14 protein-coding genes are annotated in these 16,358 nt (G+C 50.2%); 11 read left to right on the top strand and 3 right to left on the bottom strand.

Annotation, left to right across the window (positions count from 1 at the left end):
- The first annotated feature begins 277 nt into the window (after nucleotides 1-277).
- From J3B89_RS04335 to J3B89_RS04325, 3 genes are read left to right on the top strand one after another with little or no spacing between them, the layout of a single operon-like run.
- A complete protein-coding gene (locus tag J3B89_RS04335) occupies nucleotides 278-1,906 on the top strand; it encodes an MFS transporter (RefSeq protein ID WP_215396256.1) in 1,629 nt (542 codons plus the stop codon).
- Complete coding sequence (locus tag J3B89_RS04330; RefSeq protein ID WP_215396255.1) at nucleotides 1,903-3,255, top strand: alginate export family protein; 1,353 nt, start codon at nucleotides 1,903-1,905, stop codon at nucleotides 3,253-3,255. Before J3B89_RS04335 ends, J3B89_RS04330 begins: the two co-directional genes overlap by 4 nt.
- 58 nt (nucleotides 3,256-3,313) lie before the next feature.
- Nucleotides 3,314-4,252 carry a CPBP family intramembrane glutamic endopeptidase gene (locus J3B89_RS04325; protein WP_215396254.1) on the top strand — a complete coding sequence of 313 codons (939 nt, stop codon included), beginning with the start codon at nucleotides 3,314-3,316 and terminating at the stop codon, nucleotides 4,250-4,252.
- A 103-nt stretch (nucleotides 4,253-4,355) separates the two neighbouring features.
- On the opposite strand, the gene J3B89_RS04320 is transcribed toward J3B89_RS04325, so the two are convergent.
- Nucleotides 4,356-4,760: a winged helix-turn-helix transcriptional regulator gene (locus J3B89_RS04320; RefSeq protein WP_215396253.1), complete on the bottom strand. Its 405-nt coding sequence runs from the start codon at nucleotides 4,758-4,760 to the stop codon at nucleotides 4,356-4,358.
- Between the two features lie 101 nt (nucleotides 4,761-4,861).
- Between J3B89_RS04320 and J3B89_RS04315 the strand changes: the two genes are divergently transcribed.
- The 3 genes from J3B89_RS04315 to J3B89_RS04305 all read left to right on the top strand — a co-directional run bounded on the left by J3B89_RS04315 (nucleotide 4,862) and on the right by J3B89_RS04305 (nucleotide 7,809).
- The gene (locus J3B89_RS04315; RefSeq protein WP_215396252.1) at nucleotides 4,862-5,788 is read left to right on the top strand and encodes an NmrA/HSCARG family protein; all 927 of its coding nucleotides are present in this window, start codon (nucleotides 4,862-4,864) and stop codon (nucleotides 5,786-5,788) included.
- A 254-nt stretch (nucleotides 5,789-6,042) separates the two neighbouring features.
- A complete protein-coding gene (locus tag J3B89_RS04310; RefSeq protein ID WP_215396251.1) occupies nucleotides 6,043-6,639 on the top strand; it encodes a CGNR zinc finger domain-containing protein in 597 nt (198 codons plus the stop codon).
- Between the two features lie 219 nt (nucleotides 6,640-6,858).
- Nucleotides 6,859-7,809: an alpha/beta fold hydrolase gene (locus tag J3B89_RS04305; protein WP_215396250.1), complete on the top strand. Its 951-nt coding sequence runs from the start codon at nucleotides 6,859-6,861 to the stop codon at nucleotides 7,807-7,809.
- 129 nt (nucleotides 7,810-7,938) lie between these two features.
- Here J3B89_RS04305 and J3B89_RS04300 read toward each other — a convergent pair whose 3' ends face one another.
- Together J3B89_RS04300 and J3B89_RS04295 are read right to left on the bottom strand one after the other, a co-directional pair.
- Nucleotides 7,939-9,372: an aldehyde dehydrogenase family protein gene (locus J3B89_RS04300; RefSeq protein ID WP_215396249.1), complete on the bottom strand. Its 1,434-nt coding sequence runs from the start codon at nucleotides 9,370-9,372 to the stop codon at nucleotides 7,939-7,941.
- Nucleotides 9,373-9,399: 27 nt separating this feature from the next.
- Complete coding sequence (locus tag J3B89_RS04295) at nucleotides 9,400-11,046, bottom strand: acetolactate synthase large subunit (RefSeq protein WP_215396248.1); 1,647 nt, start codon at nucleotides 11,044-11,046, stop codon at nucleotides 9,400-9,402.
- Nucleotides 11,047-11,677: 631 nt separating this feature from the next.
- Between J3B89_RS04295 and J3B89_RS04290 the strand changes: the two genes are divergently transcribed.
- The 5 genes from J3B89_RS04290 to J3B89_RS04270 all read left to right on the top strand — a co-directional run bounded on the left by J3B89_RS04290 (nucleotide 11,678) and on the right by J3B89_RS04270 (nucleotide 16,344).
- Entirely contained in the window at nucleotides 11,678-12,835 is a 1,158-nt protein-coding gene (locus J3B89_RS04290; protein WP_215396247.1) for an NAD(P) transhydrogenase subunit alpha, read from the top strand.
- Nucleotides 12,835-13,134: an NAD(P) transhydrogenase subunit alpha part 2 gene (locus J3B89_RS04285; protein ID WP_215396353.1), complete on the top strand. Its 300-nt coding sequence runs from the start codon at nucleotides 12,835-12,837 to the stop codon at nucleotides 13,132-13,134. Before J3B89_RS04290 ends, J3B89_RS04285 begins: the two co-directional genes overlap by 1 nt.
- The gene (locus tag J3B89_RS04280) at nucleotides 13,131-14,519 is read left to right on the top strand and encodes an NAD(P)(+) transhydrogenase (Re/Si-specific) subunit beta (protein ID WP_215396246.1); all 1,389 of its coding nucleotides are present in this window, start codon (nucleotides 13,131-13,133) and stop codon (nucleotides 14,517-14,519) included. Before J3B89_RS04285 ends, J3B89_RS04280 begins: the two co-directional genes overlap by 4 nt.
- A gap of 86 nt (nucleotides 14,520-14,605) precedes the next feature.
- Nucleotides 14,606-14,917: an ArsR/SmtB family transcription factor gene (locus J3B89_RS04275; RefSeq protein WP_251372193.1), complete on the top strand. Its 312-nt coding sequence runs from the start codon at nucleotides 14,606-14,608 to the stop codon at nucleotides 14,915-14,917.
- A gap of 464 nt (nucleotides 14,918-15,381) precedes the next feature.
- Nucleotides 15,382-16,344 (top strand): zinc-dependent alcohol dehydrogenase family protein, encoded by a 963-nt coding sequence (locus J3B89_RS04270; protein WP_251372192.1) that lies wholly within the window; start codon nucleotides 15,382-15,384, stop codon nucleotides 16,342-16,344.
- Nucleotides 16,345-16,358: the final 14 nt, after the last annotated feature.

Here is a 16,358-nt window from a genome sequence, read left to right as displayed (position 1 = left end):
CTGCGTGTGTTGTGTGGCTTAGTGCCTACTGTTCTGATGTCTATCATGCCCCGTTTATGGCAGGTGTCTGTGTACGCTACAGAGCGTTTTGAAGGGATACTATCTCAATAGATAATATCGCCCCTCTGTTTTGAATGGCACTCTCTCAGAATACTCAGACGTATTGCACGATGATGCAGCGGTAAATACCGCCCTCAGTAGTATTTCAATATTGGCGGCTAGGCATTTGGCGTTTGCATGGTTATTGGCTAATCAATTTAGCAGGAAATGAGCTTTTATGAATAGTGCAGGCCAGAACACAGTACCTGATCATCACTCAAGTAGTGTTTTAGCGCCTTTTGGCTCCCGCCACTTTATGGTTTTATGGATAGCCACTGTGATGTCGAATGTTGGCACCTGGATGCATGATGTCAGCGCTGGTTGGTTAATGACATCGCTTTCCCCTTCTCCGCTTTTTGTGGCTTTGGTGCAAACTGCAACTACACTGCCTATCTTTCTTTTTGCGCTACCAGCCGGGGCGCTTGCAGATATAGTCAATAAAAGAAAGCTGTTGCTGGGGGTACAACTGGTAATGGCAGGCACTGCTTTGGCTTTAGGTTATGTGGTATACCGCGGCGATGCTACGCCTGCTGTGCTGTTATTGTTTACTTTTATGATGGGTATTGGCACTGCTGTTGCTGCCCCTGCCTGGCAGGCCATTGTACCTGGCTTAGTTCCGCGAAAAATATTACAGCAAGCTGTTGCGGTAAATAGCGTTGGTATCAATATCAGCAGAGCAATTGGCCCTGCGCTTGGCGGTTTTATTATCGGATATTCAATTGCGCTTCCGTTTCTGATTAATGGCCTTAGTTTTTTACTGGTTGTTTGCGCACTGTTGTGGTGGCGACCAATAGCTACTCCGCCCCGGTTGTTGCCAGCAGAAAACATGGCAGGAGCCTTAAAAGCGGGGGTGCGGTATGCGTTGCACAGCTCTCCTCTTAAGGCTACGTTGGCCAGGGCATTGTCATTTTTTCTGTTTGCCAGTGCTTATTGGGCGCTGCTGCCACTTATTGCCAAAAACCTGCTCAATGGCGATGCAACACTTTACGGATTTATGATGGGAGCTGTTGGGGTTGGTGCTGTTTCCAGTGCTTTTATTCTGCCATCCCTGAGAAAGCAGTTCGGAGCAGATACACTTGTTGCTTTAGGTACCGTAGGTACCGCGATGTGCATGCTGGTGCTGGCCAGCGCGTATAGCCAGCAGTTGGCGGTGGTAAGTTGCTTTTTTGCCGGCGCCTGCTGGATTGCAGTTCTTACCAGTCTGAATGTATCAGCGCAGGTGGCATTGCCTGAATGGGTGCGTGCCCGCGGCCTTGCTGTGTTTATTACCGTGCTTTTTGGTTCGATGAGTGTGGGGAGCCTTTTCTGGGGGCAGCTCTCAAGTTTATTTGGGGTTGCCAATGCGCTTTATTGTGCTGCTGCCGTATTGGTATTAATTATTCCGCTAACATGGCGCTTTAAACTGCAAGTTGGTGAAAGTATGGATCTCTCTCCCTCAATGCACTGGCCTCAACCTGTTGTCGGGGTGGAATTTGAGCAGGATCAGGGGCCTGTAATGATCACCCTGGAATACTTCGTCAAACCTGATGATAAACATGCATTTTATCTTGCGGCACATAAGTTAAAAGAGCAGCGTTACCGGGATGGTGCTTACACCTGGGGCTTGTTTGAAGATACCGCTAAACCAGGCCGGTTTATCGAATGTTTTATGGTTGAATCCTGGCTTGAACACCTGCGGCAGCATGAACGGGTAACGCATGCTGATGCTGACATTCAAAACATTGTTTTGTCATTCCATCAGGGGCCTAAACCGGTTGTAGAGCATTATATTGCCGCCAGCCATGCAAAGCATGAGGGCAAAAAATGAGGTTTACGCTTGGTTTGATGTTATCTCTGTTAATCACGGGTGTAGCTTCGGCAGCTACGCCGCCATCATATGAACGGCTGCGCCAGGATGAAAACTGGTCTGAATGGTGTCGGGAGAACCTTGATAGCGATGAATACGCATACAAGTGTTTACGTCCGACACAGAACGGCTTGCTTAGTGTCGGAGGGGAAGGCCGTTGGCGATATGCGGTTACGAATGGTGCGAACTGGCAGAATGCAACCGATGGTAGCGATGGAGCCTTTCTGCAACGCTATGTCGTATTTGCAGACTGGCGTCTTTCACCATCGTTGCGGATTTATACGCAATTATACAGTGCACTGTCGGCCGGTTTGGAGCAGGGACCCTCGCCATTAGATGAAAACCGGCTAAGTTTTCAGCAGGCGTTCTTTCAGTTCTCAGGTGGTGAACACTGGCAAATGACATTGGGGCGCCAAGAGCTTGCTTTGGGTTCAGGCCGTTTGGTTGACGCAAGGGAAGGGCCTAACGTCCGGCGTCGCTATGATGCATTACGACTGACATCCCAGGTTAAGTCCTGGCAGGTCGACGTATTCGTCGGCCGTCCGTGGCAAATCTCGCAAGGTAGCTTCGATGACAGGTTAGATCGTAATCAGGCTATTTGGGGTATTTATGCTGTAAACAATGAATATTCGTGGCCCAAATTTGATGTTTACTACCTTGGTTACAGAAACAATGAAGCAAATTATTTGCAAGGCAGTGGTGAAGAGCTCCGGCACACTCTGGGCAGCAGATTTTGGGGAACACGTGGCGGGCTGACCTTAAACTGGGAACTGGCGCTGCAATTTGGTCGTTTTAATGAACAGGATATTAGGGCCTGGACCATTGCTTCAGATACGAGTTATGCGCTAAGCCGCTATCCCTTTAGTAGTGTAGGGGTCTCAGCCAATGTCGCTAGCGGTGATAAAGATCAGGATGATAATAAACTGGGGACTTTCAATCCGCTGCTGCCCAGAGGGAATTATTTTTCGGAGTTAGCAATCCTGGGGCCGAGAAATTTCTATAACATCCAACCCTATCTTACTTTTCAACCACATCCGGCGGTTAAGGTGACTACAGCCGTTAATTTTTATTGGCGATTATCCACTAACGACGGTGTTTATGGCCCGGGCGGTAACTTATTGAACGTAGATAGTGCTTCAGACCGACGATATGTTGCAACGGAGTATTCCCTTAGCGCAGCAGTTAGTGTAACGAAATCGACAACATTAACGCTGGCTGGTGGTCGTTCTGAGCCTGCCGCCCTCGTGCGGCAAACCGGTAGCCGGGGGGCAACTGAGTATATCGAGTTTACCGCCAAAGTGCTTTTTTAGCGGTACAGCGTTTTTTCAATCAATATGTAAGGTTGTATGAAGTAGTTTGGCGAGCTGTATGTTTGATATCGCTGGATCTGCTTTATTTGAGACAGTAGAGAGAATCACTATGAGTCGTAACGCCATTGCTTTGTATGCTGTTCTGGCCATAGCACTGAGTTGGTGTGTGCAGATACCTGCGATTATGCTATTTGGTTTAGACAGCCCGGTAATCAACAATATATTTATATTTATCATGTGGTCACCCACGCTGTTGGCGCTGGTTTTTATTTTACGTAATCCGGCTGTCCGTTCCCAGGTGCTGTGGCGTCTAGGTAAGCTTAGTTATTTGCCACTAGGTATAGTGGTTCAGACAATGATAGGTTTTGCTGTAGTGGCTTTGCTAATAGCGGCAGGGCTTGCGACATCTGGCTATTTTACCTTTCAAACGACAGGGGTAGTCGTTTCAGGAGAAGCCTGGCTACTTGGTGAAGGGGGGCAGAGCTGGGTATTCTTTTTAATAAATGTCAGTGTTACCGCCATTGCCTTTTCTATTGTGGGTTTGCTCGCTACTACGGGAGAAGAGTTTGCATGGCGCGGTTTTTTACAGGGCCAACTGACCAGTCAGTTTGGCGTATTGCCCGGCATTATGTTACTGGCGGCTATTTGGTGGGCCTGGCATTTGCCCGCTTTATTAATGGGATACAACTTTCCCGAGCATCCTTATATCGGCTCTTTTATTTTGTTCCCACTGTTAATGGTTGGCGCATCCTTGTTTTTCGGCTGGCTTACTATTAAAAGCGGGAGTTTCTGGCCTGCAGCTCTGGCACATGGCACGGTAAATTCGATCCAGCAGGGGCTAATTGACAATCTGCAATTGCAGCTTCCCCAGCTGTATGTCGATATATTGCGAACCGCATTGTTCCTGGTGGTTGGTATTGTTTGCTTGTTCTTGCTTAGATCCTGTCAGCATAAAAAACAAGCTGAATTATATGCGGCTGGGGCGGCCGGCAATTGAACATTTGTATCAGGACCCGACAGCAGAGGCTGATCCTGCTATTTGGCACAAAGTGCTGGATGTTATTTGCAGAGCAAACCAACTTGGTAGCGCTTTATGACTTTTATGATTCTCCCTCATCAAAGCGGCGTCTGTTTTCTTCAATTTGTTGCCAGTTACTGCTTATCCAGGCGGTAAACCCTGCCAAAGCGGGTAGCATGCTGGCCCCCATGGTTGATAACTCATACTCAACGCGTGGCGGCACCTCAGGATAATAGTGGCGGATCAGCAAGACATCCCGCTCCAGATTACGTACTGTCAGGGTTAGCATGCGCTGCGTAATGCCTTCAATTCCTCTTTTCAGCTCTGAAAAACGCAGCCTGAAACCTGGTGCAACGGCAAGGTGTGACATAACAAGGATGGTCCATTTGTCGCCCAGTCTGGCAAGAACACTGTGCGGCGCACATGGCTTGAATTGCGGCCCTGTTGCAGTTTCCTGATAAGGACGCCCGTGAATAAATTTACTCAAACGTATCACCTGTGTGCCTGAGGCACAAAAATGTGCCGTCTTCCGGGCTGTTTTTAAAAAGCTTAGAATTTTGATTATAAAGTCGATACGAGGATTATTCTATGTCAAAAATTGAACAGCCGATTCTGGTTTTTGGTGCTACGGGGCAGCAAGGCGGGGCGGTGACCAGGGCTTTACTTAACGACGGTTGGCGGGTGCGGGCATTGGTGCGCAACCTTCATGCTGACAAGGCGCTGGCGCTGCAGAGCGCTGGAGTTGAGTTGGTGCAGGGCGATCTGAATGATCCGCAATCAATACGCGGTGCCATGATTGGCGTTTATGGCGTTTTTAGTGTGCAGCCCAGTTCAGGCCAGGGCGCTCTGTATGGCGTTAGCGATGAAGACGAGGTGCGCTATGGCATGCAGATCGCCGATATTGCTTTAGAAAGCGGCGTGCAGCATCTGGTTTATAGCTCAACAGATGCAATTACTGATACACCAACCGGCATGGGGCATTTTGATAGCAAGGCACGGATTGAAAAGCATGTTCGTGCCTTGCCTGTCAGCAGCACCATCGTGCGGCCTGCCGCCTTTATGGAGATGTTACTGATGCCCGGTTTTGGGCTGGATCAGGGCCGCTTCAATTTTTTTATGCGGCCAGAACAGACTATGCAACTGCTGGCACTTGAGGATTTAGGGCTGGTTGTTGCAGCTGTATTTGCCGAACCTGAGCGCTTTAGTGAAACAACACTTGCTGCCGCCAGTGATAATGTTACCGGCCGGGATATTGAGGCGGTGTTTAGTGAAATGGCAGGGCGTAAGATCAGCTACTCAAGATTTGATGACGATGTACTGGCCAGTAATGCCTTTCTGGCAAAGCTCACTGAGCTGTTGGATACCGGGGTGCTGGCAGGCACGGCGAACCTGGACGAGCTAAGAAACATTAATCCGCAGCTGAAAACTTTCCGGAGCTGGTTGGCAGAAAGCGGCCGTAGCGCATTCCTGGAAGCACTTGGTACGTCGGGTGAATGGGGTTATGGGCATAACTAATCGGTATTGAGAAAGCGAACTTTAGCATTGGGGCAGCCATGTTTAAATGCATAGGCGCCCGCAATAAAGAACGGATCTTTTTCTCCCAGGATTGCCAGTGTCGGTGGCTGGTATTAACTAAGTTTCCATGGCTATTTCTTTAAGAACGACTGGTAAACCTTTTTTGTAACCCGTATAGTTTTATTTATATGGTTACTTATGCTGTGCCTAACCCAGTGTAAGTAACCGGCCATACTATTCTTTAAAGGTTGCCTATGCTTATGTTTGAAATGCCGAATGACAAAAATTTGCCCCATGCCCCAATGTTGGGGGATCACCTGGCAATGGACTTGCTTAACACTCAGGCCCGTAGTGGCGATAAAGTGGTGGAGTACTGGAACAGTGATGCTGATGTGCTCCGGTGGTTACGGCAGAGTGGAATTTCTCCTGCTGTTGAGCAGAGCACATTGACTGATGGTGAGCTACTCTCACAAGCTAAGACTTTAAGAACCCTTGCGCATCAGCTGATTACAGGGTTTAAACAAGAAAAACTTCAGGAAATCAGCGAGTTAAATACTTACCTGCATAGCTACGTTAGCGCGCCGCATCTGGCACCCGACAGCGATGGTCGGCTGGTAATCACCCGTCTCTCATGTAGTGACACTGCGGCGTCTATGCTGGGACAGGTTGCAGAAGCGGTGGCTCAGTTGCTGGTTGAAGGTGACGCGACACTGGTTAAGCAATGCGAACACCCGGACTGTATTTTGTGGTTTTATGATCGCACAAAAGCGCATAAACGCCGTTGGTGCAGTATGGCAACATGTGGCAATCGCTACAAAGCTGCGCAGTTCAGGAAAAGAAACAGCGACTAACCAGAAGCCGCAATGCTGTTGTCAGGGGCATTGCTATTGATGGAGAGCATAGTCGGGGTTTGTAGATCTTTCTGAGCAAGGATTATCGCCGCAGGCAATCATACCGATGCCAGCCTCTAAATACCCTAACTTAATAAGTAACCTTTATAACTTGACTTTAGAGGTTATCAGGTTTAGAGTAACCTCTAAATTAACATTTAGATGGTTACGAGGTTATTTATGCAATCAAAAACAATTCCAGCGATGTTACTTGCCAGCGGCATGGTTAGTGGTGTGGCATTAGCTGACCAGAGCAATAACGCTACTAAGCCGCATGTGCGTTTTAACTATGAGCAAGTAGAAAATGTCAATATTTTCTACAGAGAGGTTGGAAGTAAAGATTCACCAACAATTCTGATGTTACACGGCTATGCCGCCTCTTCTTATATGTGGCGTGATGTTATCAATGCATTATCTGCTGACTATCATGTTATCGCTTTAGATTTGCCGGCCTTTGGCTTTACAGAGTCTCCTGCCAGAGAAGACTATGAGTACACCTTTGCCAACCTTGCAAATACTGTAGATAAATTTATCAAGCAAAAAGGGATTAACTCTTTTGCTATTGCAGTTCACGATTACGGTGCCCCTGTCGGTTGGCGTTTAGCACTGAAAAACCCTGGTAAAGTGACAGCGATCATCTCTCAAAATGGCAATGCCTATGAAGATGGTTTAGCCGACGGCTGGGGACCGATTAAAAAGTATTGGCAAAACCCTTCCAGCGAAAATAGAGCAGCGTTAAGCGATTTCCCGACAGCGGCATCCATTAAGTGGCAATACGTGGAGGGTGTGCCCGATTTAACCAAAGTTTCGCCTGATGGCTACACCCTGGAAGGACTACACGTATCAAAGCCCGGCATGGCCGATATTCAGTTGGACTTGTTGCTTGATTACAAATCCAACGTAGAGCAGTATCCGCAATATCAGGCATATTTCCGTCAATACCAGCCGCCGCTTCTGGCAGTTTGGGGAAAGAACGATCCTTTCTTCTCACCAGAAGGTGCGCAAGCCTGGAAGAGAGATATCCCTAAGGCTGAAATCCACTTTTTTGATACTGGTCACTTTGCATTGGAGACCCACCAATCAGAGATCATTCCGGTGATCAAAGATTTCCTGCAACGCAATCTAAAGTAGCTAAATCACGGCGGTGATGGCGCAGTTTCTCACCGTCGACTCATACCCCTTAAGGCGCCTGTGGGGTAAGGAGTAAAAGACCATGGCCTGTTGGTATGTTGCGGCACCGCCATCCGGGAGGTGTCCGGTTCATGCCCGTCGGATAACCAGATTGCGGATTTCGGTCATGTCTTCCATGGCGAAACGCACGCCTTCTCGGCCCAGGCCCGAGTCCTTGACGCCGCCATAGGGCATGTTGTCAACGCGGTAGCTGGGCACGTCGTTGATCACCACGCCGCCCACATCGAGATGGTCCCAGGCGTCGAGCACCTTGAACAGATCTCGGGTGAAGACGCCCGCCTGCAAACCGAATTTGGAGGCGTTAACCTCGGCAAGAGCAGCATGAAAATCAGTGAAACGTGACAGCACTGCCACCGGGCCGAACGCCTCTTCCGTGACGATTTTGGTATCGGCAGGCACGGCTTCAAGCAGAGTGGCATCAAGCATTGCGCTGTCGCGGTTGCCACCGCAGAGCAGAGTACCACCGGCGGCAACTGCCTCGTTGATCCAGGTTTCGAGCCGTATTGCTTCTTTGGCGTCGATCATCGGACCGATGAACGTATTGCGCTGCTTGGGATCACCAGCCACCAGCGTCTTGGTTTTTGCGACCAGCATGTCGCGGAAGCGGTTGTAGACATCGGCATGGATGATAATGCGCTGCACCCCGATACAGCTCTGCCCGGATTGATAAAAGGCACCGAAAATGACGCGTTCGAGCGCATCGTCGAGATCGGCATCAGCATCGACAATCACCGCAGCATTGCCGCCCAGCTCAAGCACCACCTTTTTCTTGCCGCAACGCGCCTTGAGGTCCCAGCCGACATCGGGCGATCCGGTGAACGAGAGCAGTTTAAGTCGCTCGTCGGTGGTAAACAGGTCAGCGCCGTCGCGGCTGGCGGGCAGGATGGAGAATGCGCCTTTGGGCAGGTCGGTCTCGGCAAGCACTTCGCCAATAATGATCGCGCCCAGCGGCGTGCGGCTTGCCGGTTTCATTATGAACGGGCAGCCCACTGCAAGCGCCGGCGCGATCTTGTGCGCGGCCAGGTTAAGCGGAAAGTTGAACGGTGAAATGAATGAACAGGGCCCGATGGGTACGCGCTTCCAGATGCCCTGGTAGCCTCTGGCGCGCGCCGAGATATCAAGTGGCTGGACCTCACCGGTCATCCGTACCGATTCCTCTGCTGCAATGCGGAAGGTGTCGATTAGCCTGCCAACTTCACCTTCGCTATCCTTAATCGGCTTGCCTGCCTCGACACACAGCGCGTACGCGAGCTCATCGAAGCGCTCGGTAAAACGGGTGACGCAATGAGCCAAAACCGCCTGGCGCTCGTAGCTTGCCATTCGCGCCATAGGTTCTGCCGCACGGACCGCACCCGCTATTGCGGCATCGATCGTCGCGGCATCAGCCTGGGCGACGCGAAACGCGACCTCGCCGGTGAACTTGTCGGTTACGGCAAGATCGCTATTCGGCTGCTGCGCCACGTTGTTGAGATAGAGCGGATAGATCGACTTGAGTATGGACATTCGACACTCCCGGGAAAACGACAATAATTACAAATTTTTCGACAGCGTCTTGATGTCGATGTTTAGGATCTGATCGTTCTCAGAATAATCAACCGGACAGTCGATCAGATGAACGCCCGGCGTGTCGCGGCAATACGCGAGCAATTGCTTGAGGTGCTCTGCGCTTTCGGCACGATGGCCGAACGCACCATAACTTTGCGCGTACTTGACGAAATCGGGGTTGCCATAGGTCAGCCCCCAATCTTTAAAGCCCATGTTTGCCTGCTTCCAGCGGATCATGCCATAGCTGTTGTCATTCAAGATCAGCACGGTAATGTTCAGCTTTAAGCGAACGGCGGTTTCCATTTCCTGACTGTTCATCATAAAGCCGCCATCGCCGCAAATCGCCATCACCTTACGATCGGGATAGATCATCGCTGAGGCCATGGCCGAGGGCAGGCCTGCGCCCATAGTGGCGAGCGCATTATCGAGCAGCACGGTATTGGAGCGGTAAGCCGGATAGTCGCGCGCGAACCAGATCTTATACACCCCGTTGTCGAGGCAGATGATGCCGTCTTCGGGCATCGCCGCGCGCACCTGGGCGACCAGAAAGGGCGGGAAGATAGGGAAGCGGGCATCGCCCGAGATTGACTCTGTGTGCGCAACCTGCCCCTTACGCGCCGCCAGTATAGTGTCGAATGTCCAGCCGCCATTGGGAATGATGTCCTGCTTGATCTGCCAGATCGCGTTGGCGATGTCGCCGATAACCTCGATCTGCGGAAAGTAGACCGGATCGACCTCGGCACTCTTAGACGAGATGTGGATCACCTGCGTGCCGCCCGGCTGCATAAAGAACGGTGGCTTCTCGATCACGTCATGGCCGATATTGACGATAAGGTCGGCGGCCTCAACCGCGCGGTGAACAAAGTCGCCCGCCGACAGGGCTGCGCAACCGACAAACCTGGGGTGCCGTTCGTCGATCACGCCTTTGCCGAGCTGAGTGGTCAGGAACGGAATGCCGGTCTTTTCGATAAACTGCCGCAACATTCGGCAGGTCATGGTGCGGTTGGCGCCTGCGCCGACTACCAGGATTGGCGACCTGGCCTTTTCCAGTGCATGCACCGCCGCGCGGATCGATTTCACATCGGCATTGGGCCGCCGCGTGTGGCTGCGCTTGAGCGGTATCGATTCGGTCTGCTCGGCGGCAATGTCCTCGGGAAACTCGATATGCGTTGCGCCTGGCTTCTCTTCTTCGGCGAGCCGGAAGGCCTCGCGCACCCGGCTGGGGATGTTGTCGGCGCTGGCGAGCTGATGGGTAAACTTGGTTAGCGGCTTCATCATGTCGACCACATCCAGGATCTGGAAGCGACCTTGCTTAGACTTCTTGATCGGCTTTTGCCCGGTGACCATCAGGATCGGCATGCCACCAAGCTGCGCATAGGCGGCGGCGGTGACCAGATTGGTAGCGCCCGGGCCCAGCGTCGCCATGCACACGCCGGTCTTGCCTGTATGCCGACCATAGGTGGCGGCCATAAAACCTGCACCTTGTTCGTGCCGGGTAAGGATCAGCTGTATCCTGGTGGAGCGGCTGAGGCTGTCGAGCATGTCGAGATTCTCCTCACCGGGAACCCCGAAAATATACTCCACTTCCTCTTCTTCCAGACACTGGATGAACAGATCAGATGCCTTACTCATAGTGAGACTCCTCTATATCGCGTTCAATAATAGGCTTTACACCACCATGCTTTGCCCTGAAATCTGGGTTTTCCGCAGTCTATACAAAAAAGCCGCTTAACGAATATTATCTAAATGGATATTATCGGAACGTATAATGCCGCATCACAGTGATAGACGATGCAACCCGGCAACTTAAAATTTTGTCCGGTTTTTCAACTATTTTGCGCCAGTGCTTTGGCTGAGTCGCCTTGAGCGCTACCCGTTCATCTGGGCGAGCACCGATAAATAAATCGCAAGAACCATATTGACATTTCTCGATATCAAGATATCATATCCGCATATCGAAATTTACCGATATTTAGATTTGGTTGGTATGTATAGATCTTGGCAGCTTGCTGCCACTGGCATGCCGGAAAACGCTGGGAGTTGTGAGGCAACTCTTTTTTTAAAACTACATATATCGATATATATCGATATATAAATGTAAAGATAGGTGAAAATATGCGAGCAATGCTTTTAGAGTCATTTGATGGTCCAGAGCGTTTCCGTGAAGTGGTGCTGGCTAAGCCAGTAGCGGGAGACGGTCAGGTTTTAGTTAAGGTGCATGCGACATCAGTCAACCAAAGCATGGGTTCGTAAGGAAAAATTTATGAAAATCATAATACTGAATGAATCTAAAGCCGCAGATCCGCTAAACCATGTGGAAAAGCGGGTTGCAGTTACACCAGGCAGTGCGCAGAAACTGGTGAAAAAAGGCATAACACTGTTGCTGGAGCAGGGGGCCGGTGAGGCCTCTGGCTATGCAGACAAAGAATACGCAGCAGTGGGTGTGACAATCATTGCTGATGTTAATCCGGTGCTGCCCACAGTGGATATGCTGGCGGCAGTCAATAAACCCTCGGAAGCGCACCTGGCGTTAATGAAAAAAGGCGCCATGGTGGTTGGCCATCTTGATCCTTTCTTTCAACAGCCACTGATTGAGTCAATTGCTGAAAAAGGCTTAACCGCCCTGTCGGTAGAGATGATCCCGCGTTCTTCGCGTGCCCAGAAAATGGATGCGTTGAGCTCACAGGCCAGTCTGGCTGGTTATGTCATGGTGATGCAGGCGGTTAACCAGTTACCTTCAATATTACCGATGATGATGACGCCGTCGGGCACCATCAAGCCCGCCAAGGTGTTTGTGCTAGGTGCTGGGGTGGCCGGTCTTCAGGCTATCGCTACCGCCAGGCGTTTGGGAGCCAATGTACTGGCGTACGACACCCGTCCGGTGGTGGCAGAGCAAGTAGAGTCGCTGGGCGGAAAGTTTCTTAACATTGATATCGGTGAGACCGGGCAAACCAAAGATGGTTATGCCAAAGAGCTGACTGACGAGCAAAAAGCCAGGCAACAAGATGCACAGCGCGACGCGATTGCCGGCTCCGACATCGTGATCACCACAGCACAGCTGTTTGGCCGTAAACCGCCGGTGCTGATTACTAAAGCAACCCTGGCGTTAATGAAGCCTGGCAGCGTGGTCGTAGACATGGCGGCGACATCCGGCGGCAACGTTGAAGGTTCAGTGGCGGGTGAAACCATTGAAATTAATGGTGTAAAGGTGATTGGCGATGGTTATTGGAGCCAGGCCGTTGCGAGAGCGGCGACAGATATGTACGCCAACAACATTTATAACCTGATTGATGAGTTCTTTGATGATGAGAGCCGATCCTTTGGTTTGAATTTAGACGACGACATTCTTGCCGGATCGGTGATAGCACACAACGGCAAGATCACGAACGACATGTTACTAAACGCCTATAGAGGAGCTTAATTGTGGAAATTATTTACTTACTTTTTATTGTGTTGTTGGCAGCTTATCTGGGCTTTGAGCTTATTCGGAAAGTTCCTGCAACCTTACATACCCCACTGATGTCGGGTTCAAACGCGATCTCAGGCATTACCTTAGTCGGCGCCTTAGCAGCGGCGGGCGGAGACGATAACCTGCTTACCACCATTTTGGGTACAGCGGCGGTTGCGCTGGCCAGTATCAACGTGGTGGGCGGGTATTGGGTTACTGATCGCATGCTTGGCATGTTCAAGAAAAAAGACAAACCAGGAGTACGCAAATGAATACTATCGAAACCATCATCAACCTGTCGTATGTGGTCGCTGCTGCGCTCTTTATCATAGGTCTTAAATTGTTAAGTCACCCTGACACAGCCAGAAAAGGCAACTTTGTATCAGCGCTGGGTATGCTGCTTGCGGTATTGGTTACCTTGCTGGATCAGCAAATTATTAGTTATCACTACATTGCGCTGGGGTTTGTTATTGGCGGTGCCTTTGGCGCCTGGAAAGCCAGAACCATTCAGATGACGGCCATGCCAGAAATGGTGTCGCTATTAAACGGCTTTGGCGGTTTAGCGTCACTGGTATTAGGTTGGGCTACGTTTGCGGGCATGGATCTGCTGACGTTACAAACCGAAAGTACCTTTGTTTTTGTTACCTTGTTTATCACAGTGCTGGTGGGGGGCGTTACCTTTTCGGGCTCTGTTGTGGCATGGGGTAAGCTGTCCGGTAAGCTTAAATCTAAGGCTCTGGTGTTTACCGGCTTGCGTGAGTTAAGCATACTGCACTTAGTGGCCATAGCGGTTGTGGGGTATTTCTTTGTTACTGCACCAGCAGCCCCGGTTTGGTTTTACCTGGCCATTGTGCTGGCATTAAGTCTTGGTCTTTGGGCAACTATCTCCATTGGTGGTGCTGATATGCCAGTGGTCATTGCGTTACTGAACAGTTACTCGGGCATGGCGGCTGCAACGGCGGGTTTGGCAACAGGTAATACTATTCTTATCGTAACAGGCCTGCTTGTGGGTGCGTCAGGGCTGATTCTGACCAGCATTATGTGTAAAGCGATGAACCGTTCGTTGGTCAACGTGCTGCTGTCGGGTTTTGCTAAGCCGGTTGAAGCAGGCGAGAAAATTGAAGGTGAGATCAAAGTTCTTGCGGCCCAAGATGCGTTTTATGTACTGGAAGCGGCACAGTCAGTGCTGGTAGTACCGGGTTACGGTATGGCGGTAGCGCAGGCGCAGCATGCGGTACGCGAATTACAATCGTTAATGGAAGCAAATGGTAGTACTGTTGATTACGCAATACATGCGGTGGCAGGGCGTATGCCAGGTCATATGAACGTGCTGCTGGCCGAAGCTGATGTACCTTATGAGCAACTTTACGAGATGGAAGACGTTAACCCACGTATGGAAAACTACGATGTGGTGATTGTGATCGGTGCGAACGATGTGGTTAACCCTGCGGCAAAAGAAATGAAAGGCAGCCCAATTTACGGTATGCCGGTGATTGAAGCGTACCGGGCAAAAACGGTCTTTGTGTTAAAACGCTCTGCTGATGCTGGTTTTGCCGGTGTGGACAATCCACTGTTCTTTAAAGACAATACCCGGATGGTATTGGGTGATGCCAAAGATACAATTAACAGCATTATCCGTGAGTTTGCCGAGGTTTAAGTAAGGGCTTTACACGCTCTTACTTCGCCAAAAAAGTTTGAAAAAACGGCGGACAATGCATTTACTTTTTTAAATATGGCGATATAATGATGCCCATGAACATAGTAGAAATATTTAAAGCATTAGGTAATCCGACCCGGTTATCAATACTGCAAAATCTTCGTGAGCCGGAAAAGCACTTTCCGCCGCAAGACGAAGGCGATGTCACTATTGATGGTGTCTGTGTTGGCAGTATCCAGGAAGGCGTTGGCTTGAGCCAGTCGACGACATCGACTTATTTGGCTTCACTGCAACGGGCCGGATTGGTTACCTCCAAGCGCATGGGTGGCTGGACCTATTACAAGCGCAATGAAGCGAATATCAAAAAGCTGATTGAGCTGCTTGGTAAAGAGTTGTAATACAGCTCTGTTAGATGAATGACAAACCCCGGTTTTTTAGCCGGGGTTTATTTATTGTGGTTAGCGATCTTTTCCTGATCTGTTTTTGCTGTCTATTCTCACTAAACCCCGCCTTGTTTATATCGTCTTTTATCGTATGAGAGAGCCGACCTATACGCAGATATAGTTTCTAAATGGAATGGCCTATCCTAGTATTTTCAGCAGTCACATTATTTGAGGCGCTTTCCCGGTAACGGACAGAGTTTGATTAAAAATGAAAATTCATATTGACATTTCTCGATATAAAGATATTATGTGTACATATCGAAATTTACCGATATATAGATTCGAATGGTGTGCACAGATATTGGTAGATTTATGCCACTGGCATGCAGGAAAACGTTGGGAGTTGCGAGGCAACTCTTTTTTTAAAACCAGTTACATCTGCATATATCGATATGCAAATATATAAATAGGTGAAAAATATGCGAGCAATGATTTTAGAGTCTTTTGGTGGTCCAGAGAGTTTCCGTGAAGTGGTGCTGGCTAAGCCGGTAGCAGGAGACGGTCAGGTTTTAGTCAGGGTGCATGCGACGTCAGTCAACCCGTTGGACTATCAGGTGCGTCGTGGAGACTATAAAGATTATGTGCCACTGCCAGCGATTACCGGACATGACGTTTCCGGCGTAGTAGAGGCCGTAGGCCCTGGCGTTACGGCGTTTAAGCCGGGTGATGAAGTGTGGTACACGCCGGAAATTTTCAACGGTGATGGCAGCTATGCGGAATATCATGTCGCGAATGAAGCCATCGTAGGCCTGAAACCCAAAGCCCTGACGCATCTTGAAGCGGCAGCACTGAGCTTAGTGGGCGGCACGGTATGGGAAGCGCTGATTACGCGGGTCAATCTGCAGGTCGGCGAAACCATTCTGGTACATGGCGGCGCAGGTGGTGTAGGCCATATTGCGATTCAGATAGCCAAAGCGGCCGGCGCGCGGGTGATAACGACAGTGTCTTCACAAAACGCTGAGTTTGTAAAAGGTTTGGGCGCAGATGTCACTATTGACTACAAGCAAACCGATTATGTAGAGGCGGTGCTGGCAGCAACAGATGGCCAGGGCGTGAATGTGGTGTTGGATACCGTTGGTGGCGATACGCTGCAAAGAAGCCCGTTGGTGTTGGCGCAGTTGGGGCGGGTGGTCAGCATTGTTGATATAGCGACGCCGCAAAACCTGATAGAAGCCTGGGGGCGCAATGCCAGTTATCACTTTGTGTTTACGCGGCAAAACCGGGGCAAGTTAGATGATTTATCGCGTTTGGTAGAAAGAGGCCAACTTAAGCCAGTTGTCGGCGCAGTGTATCCGCTATCAGAAATGGGCCAGGCACATGCGCGGCTGGAGCAAAAATCGAATGGGTTACGCGGCAAGATTGCCATCGACGTTACCGCTTAATGGTATTAACACCC

The organism is Rheinheimera oceanensis (assembly GCF_018831085.1).
Taxonomy (GTDB): domain Bacteria; phylum Pseudomonadota; class Gammaproteobacteria; order Enterobacterales; family Alteromonadaceae; genus Alishewanella; species Alishewanella oceanensis.
This window is presented reverse-complemented; position numbering and strand designations above follow the sequence as displayed.

What these genes read in the sequence shown, in the direction of transcription:
- J3B89_RS04305 (WP_215396250.1), top strand. Translation starts at nt 6,859, where the DNA reads ATGCAATCAAAAACAATTCCAGCGATGTTACTTGCCAGCGGCATGGTT.
- J3B89_RS04330 (WP_215396255.1), top strand. Translation starts at nt 1,903, where the DNA reads ATGAGGTTTACGCTTGGTTTGATGTTATCTCTGTTAATCACGGGTGTA.
- J3B89_RS04295 (WP_215396248.1), bottom strand. Translation starts at nt 11,046, where the DNA reads ATGAGTAAGGCATCTGATCTGTTCATCCAGTGTCTGGAAGAAGAGGAA.
- J3B89_RS04300 (WP_215396249.1), bottom strand. Translation starts at nt 9,372, where the DNA reads ATGTCCATACTCAAGTCGATCTATCCGCTCTATCTCAACAACGTGGCG.
- J3B89_RS04280 (WP_215396246.1), top strand. Translation starts at nt 13,131, where the DNA reads ATGAATACTATCGAAACCATCATCAACCTGTCGTATGTGGTCGCTGCT.
- J3B89_RS04270 (WP_251372192.1), top strand. Translation starts at nt 15,382, where the DNA reads ATGCGAGCAATGATTTTAGAGTCTTTTGGTGGTCCAGAGAGTTTCCGT.
- J3B89_RS04325 (WP_215396254.1), top strand. Translation starts at nt 3,314, where the DNA reads ATGTTTGATATCGCTGGATCTGCTTTATTTGAGACAGTAGAGAGAATC.
- J3B89_RS04275 (WP_251372193.1), top strand. Translation starts at nt 14,606, where the DNA reads ATGATGCCCATGAACATAGTAGAAATATTTAAAGCATTAGGTAATCCG.
- J3B89_RS04335 (WP_215396256.1), top strand. Translation starts at nt 278, where the DNA reads ATGAATAGTGCAGGCCAGAACACAGTACCTGATCATCACTCAAGTAGT.
- J3B89_RS04290 (WP_215396247.1), top strand. Translation starts at nt 11,678, where the DNA reads ATGAAAATCATAATACTGAATGAATCTAAAGCCGCAGATCCGCTAAAC.
- J3B89_RS04315 (WP_215396252.1), top strand. Translation starts at nt 4,862, where the DNA reads ATGTCAAAAATTGAACAGCCGATTCTGGTTTTTGGTGCTACGGGGCAG.
- J3B89_RS04310 (WP_215396251.1), top strand. Translation starts at nt 6,043, where the DNA reads ATGCTTATGTTTGAAATGCCGAATGACAAAAATTTGCCCCATGCCCCA.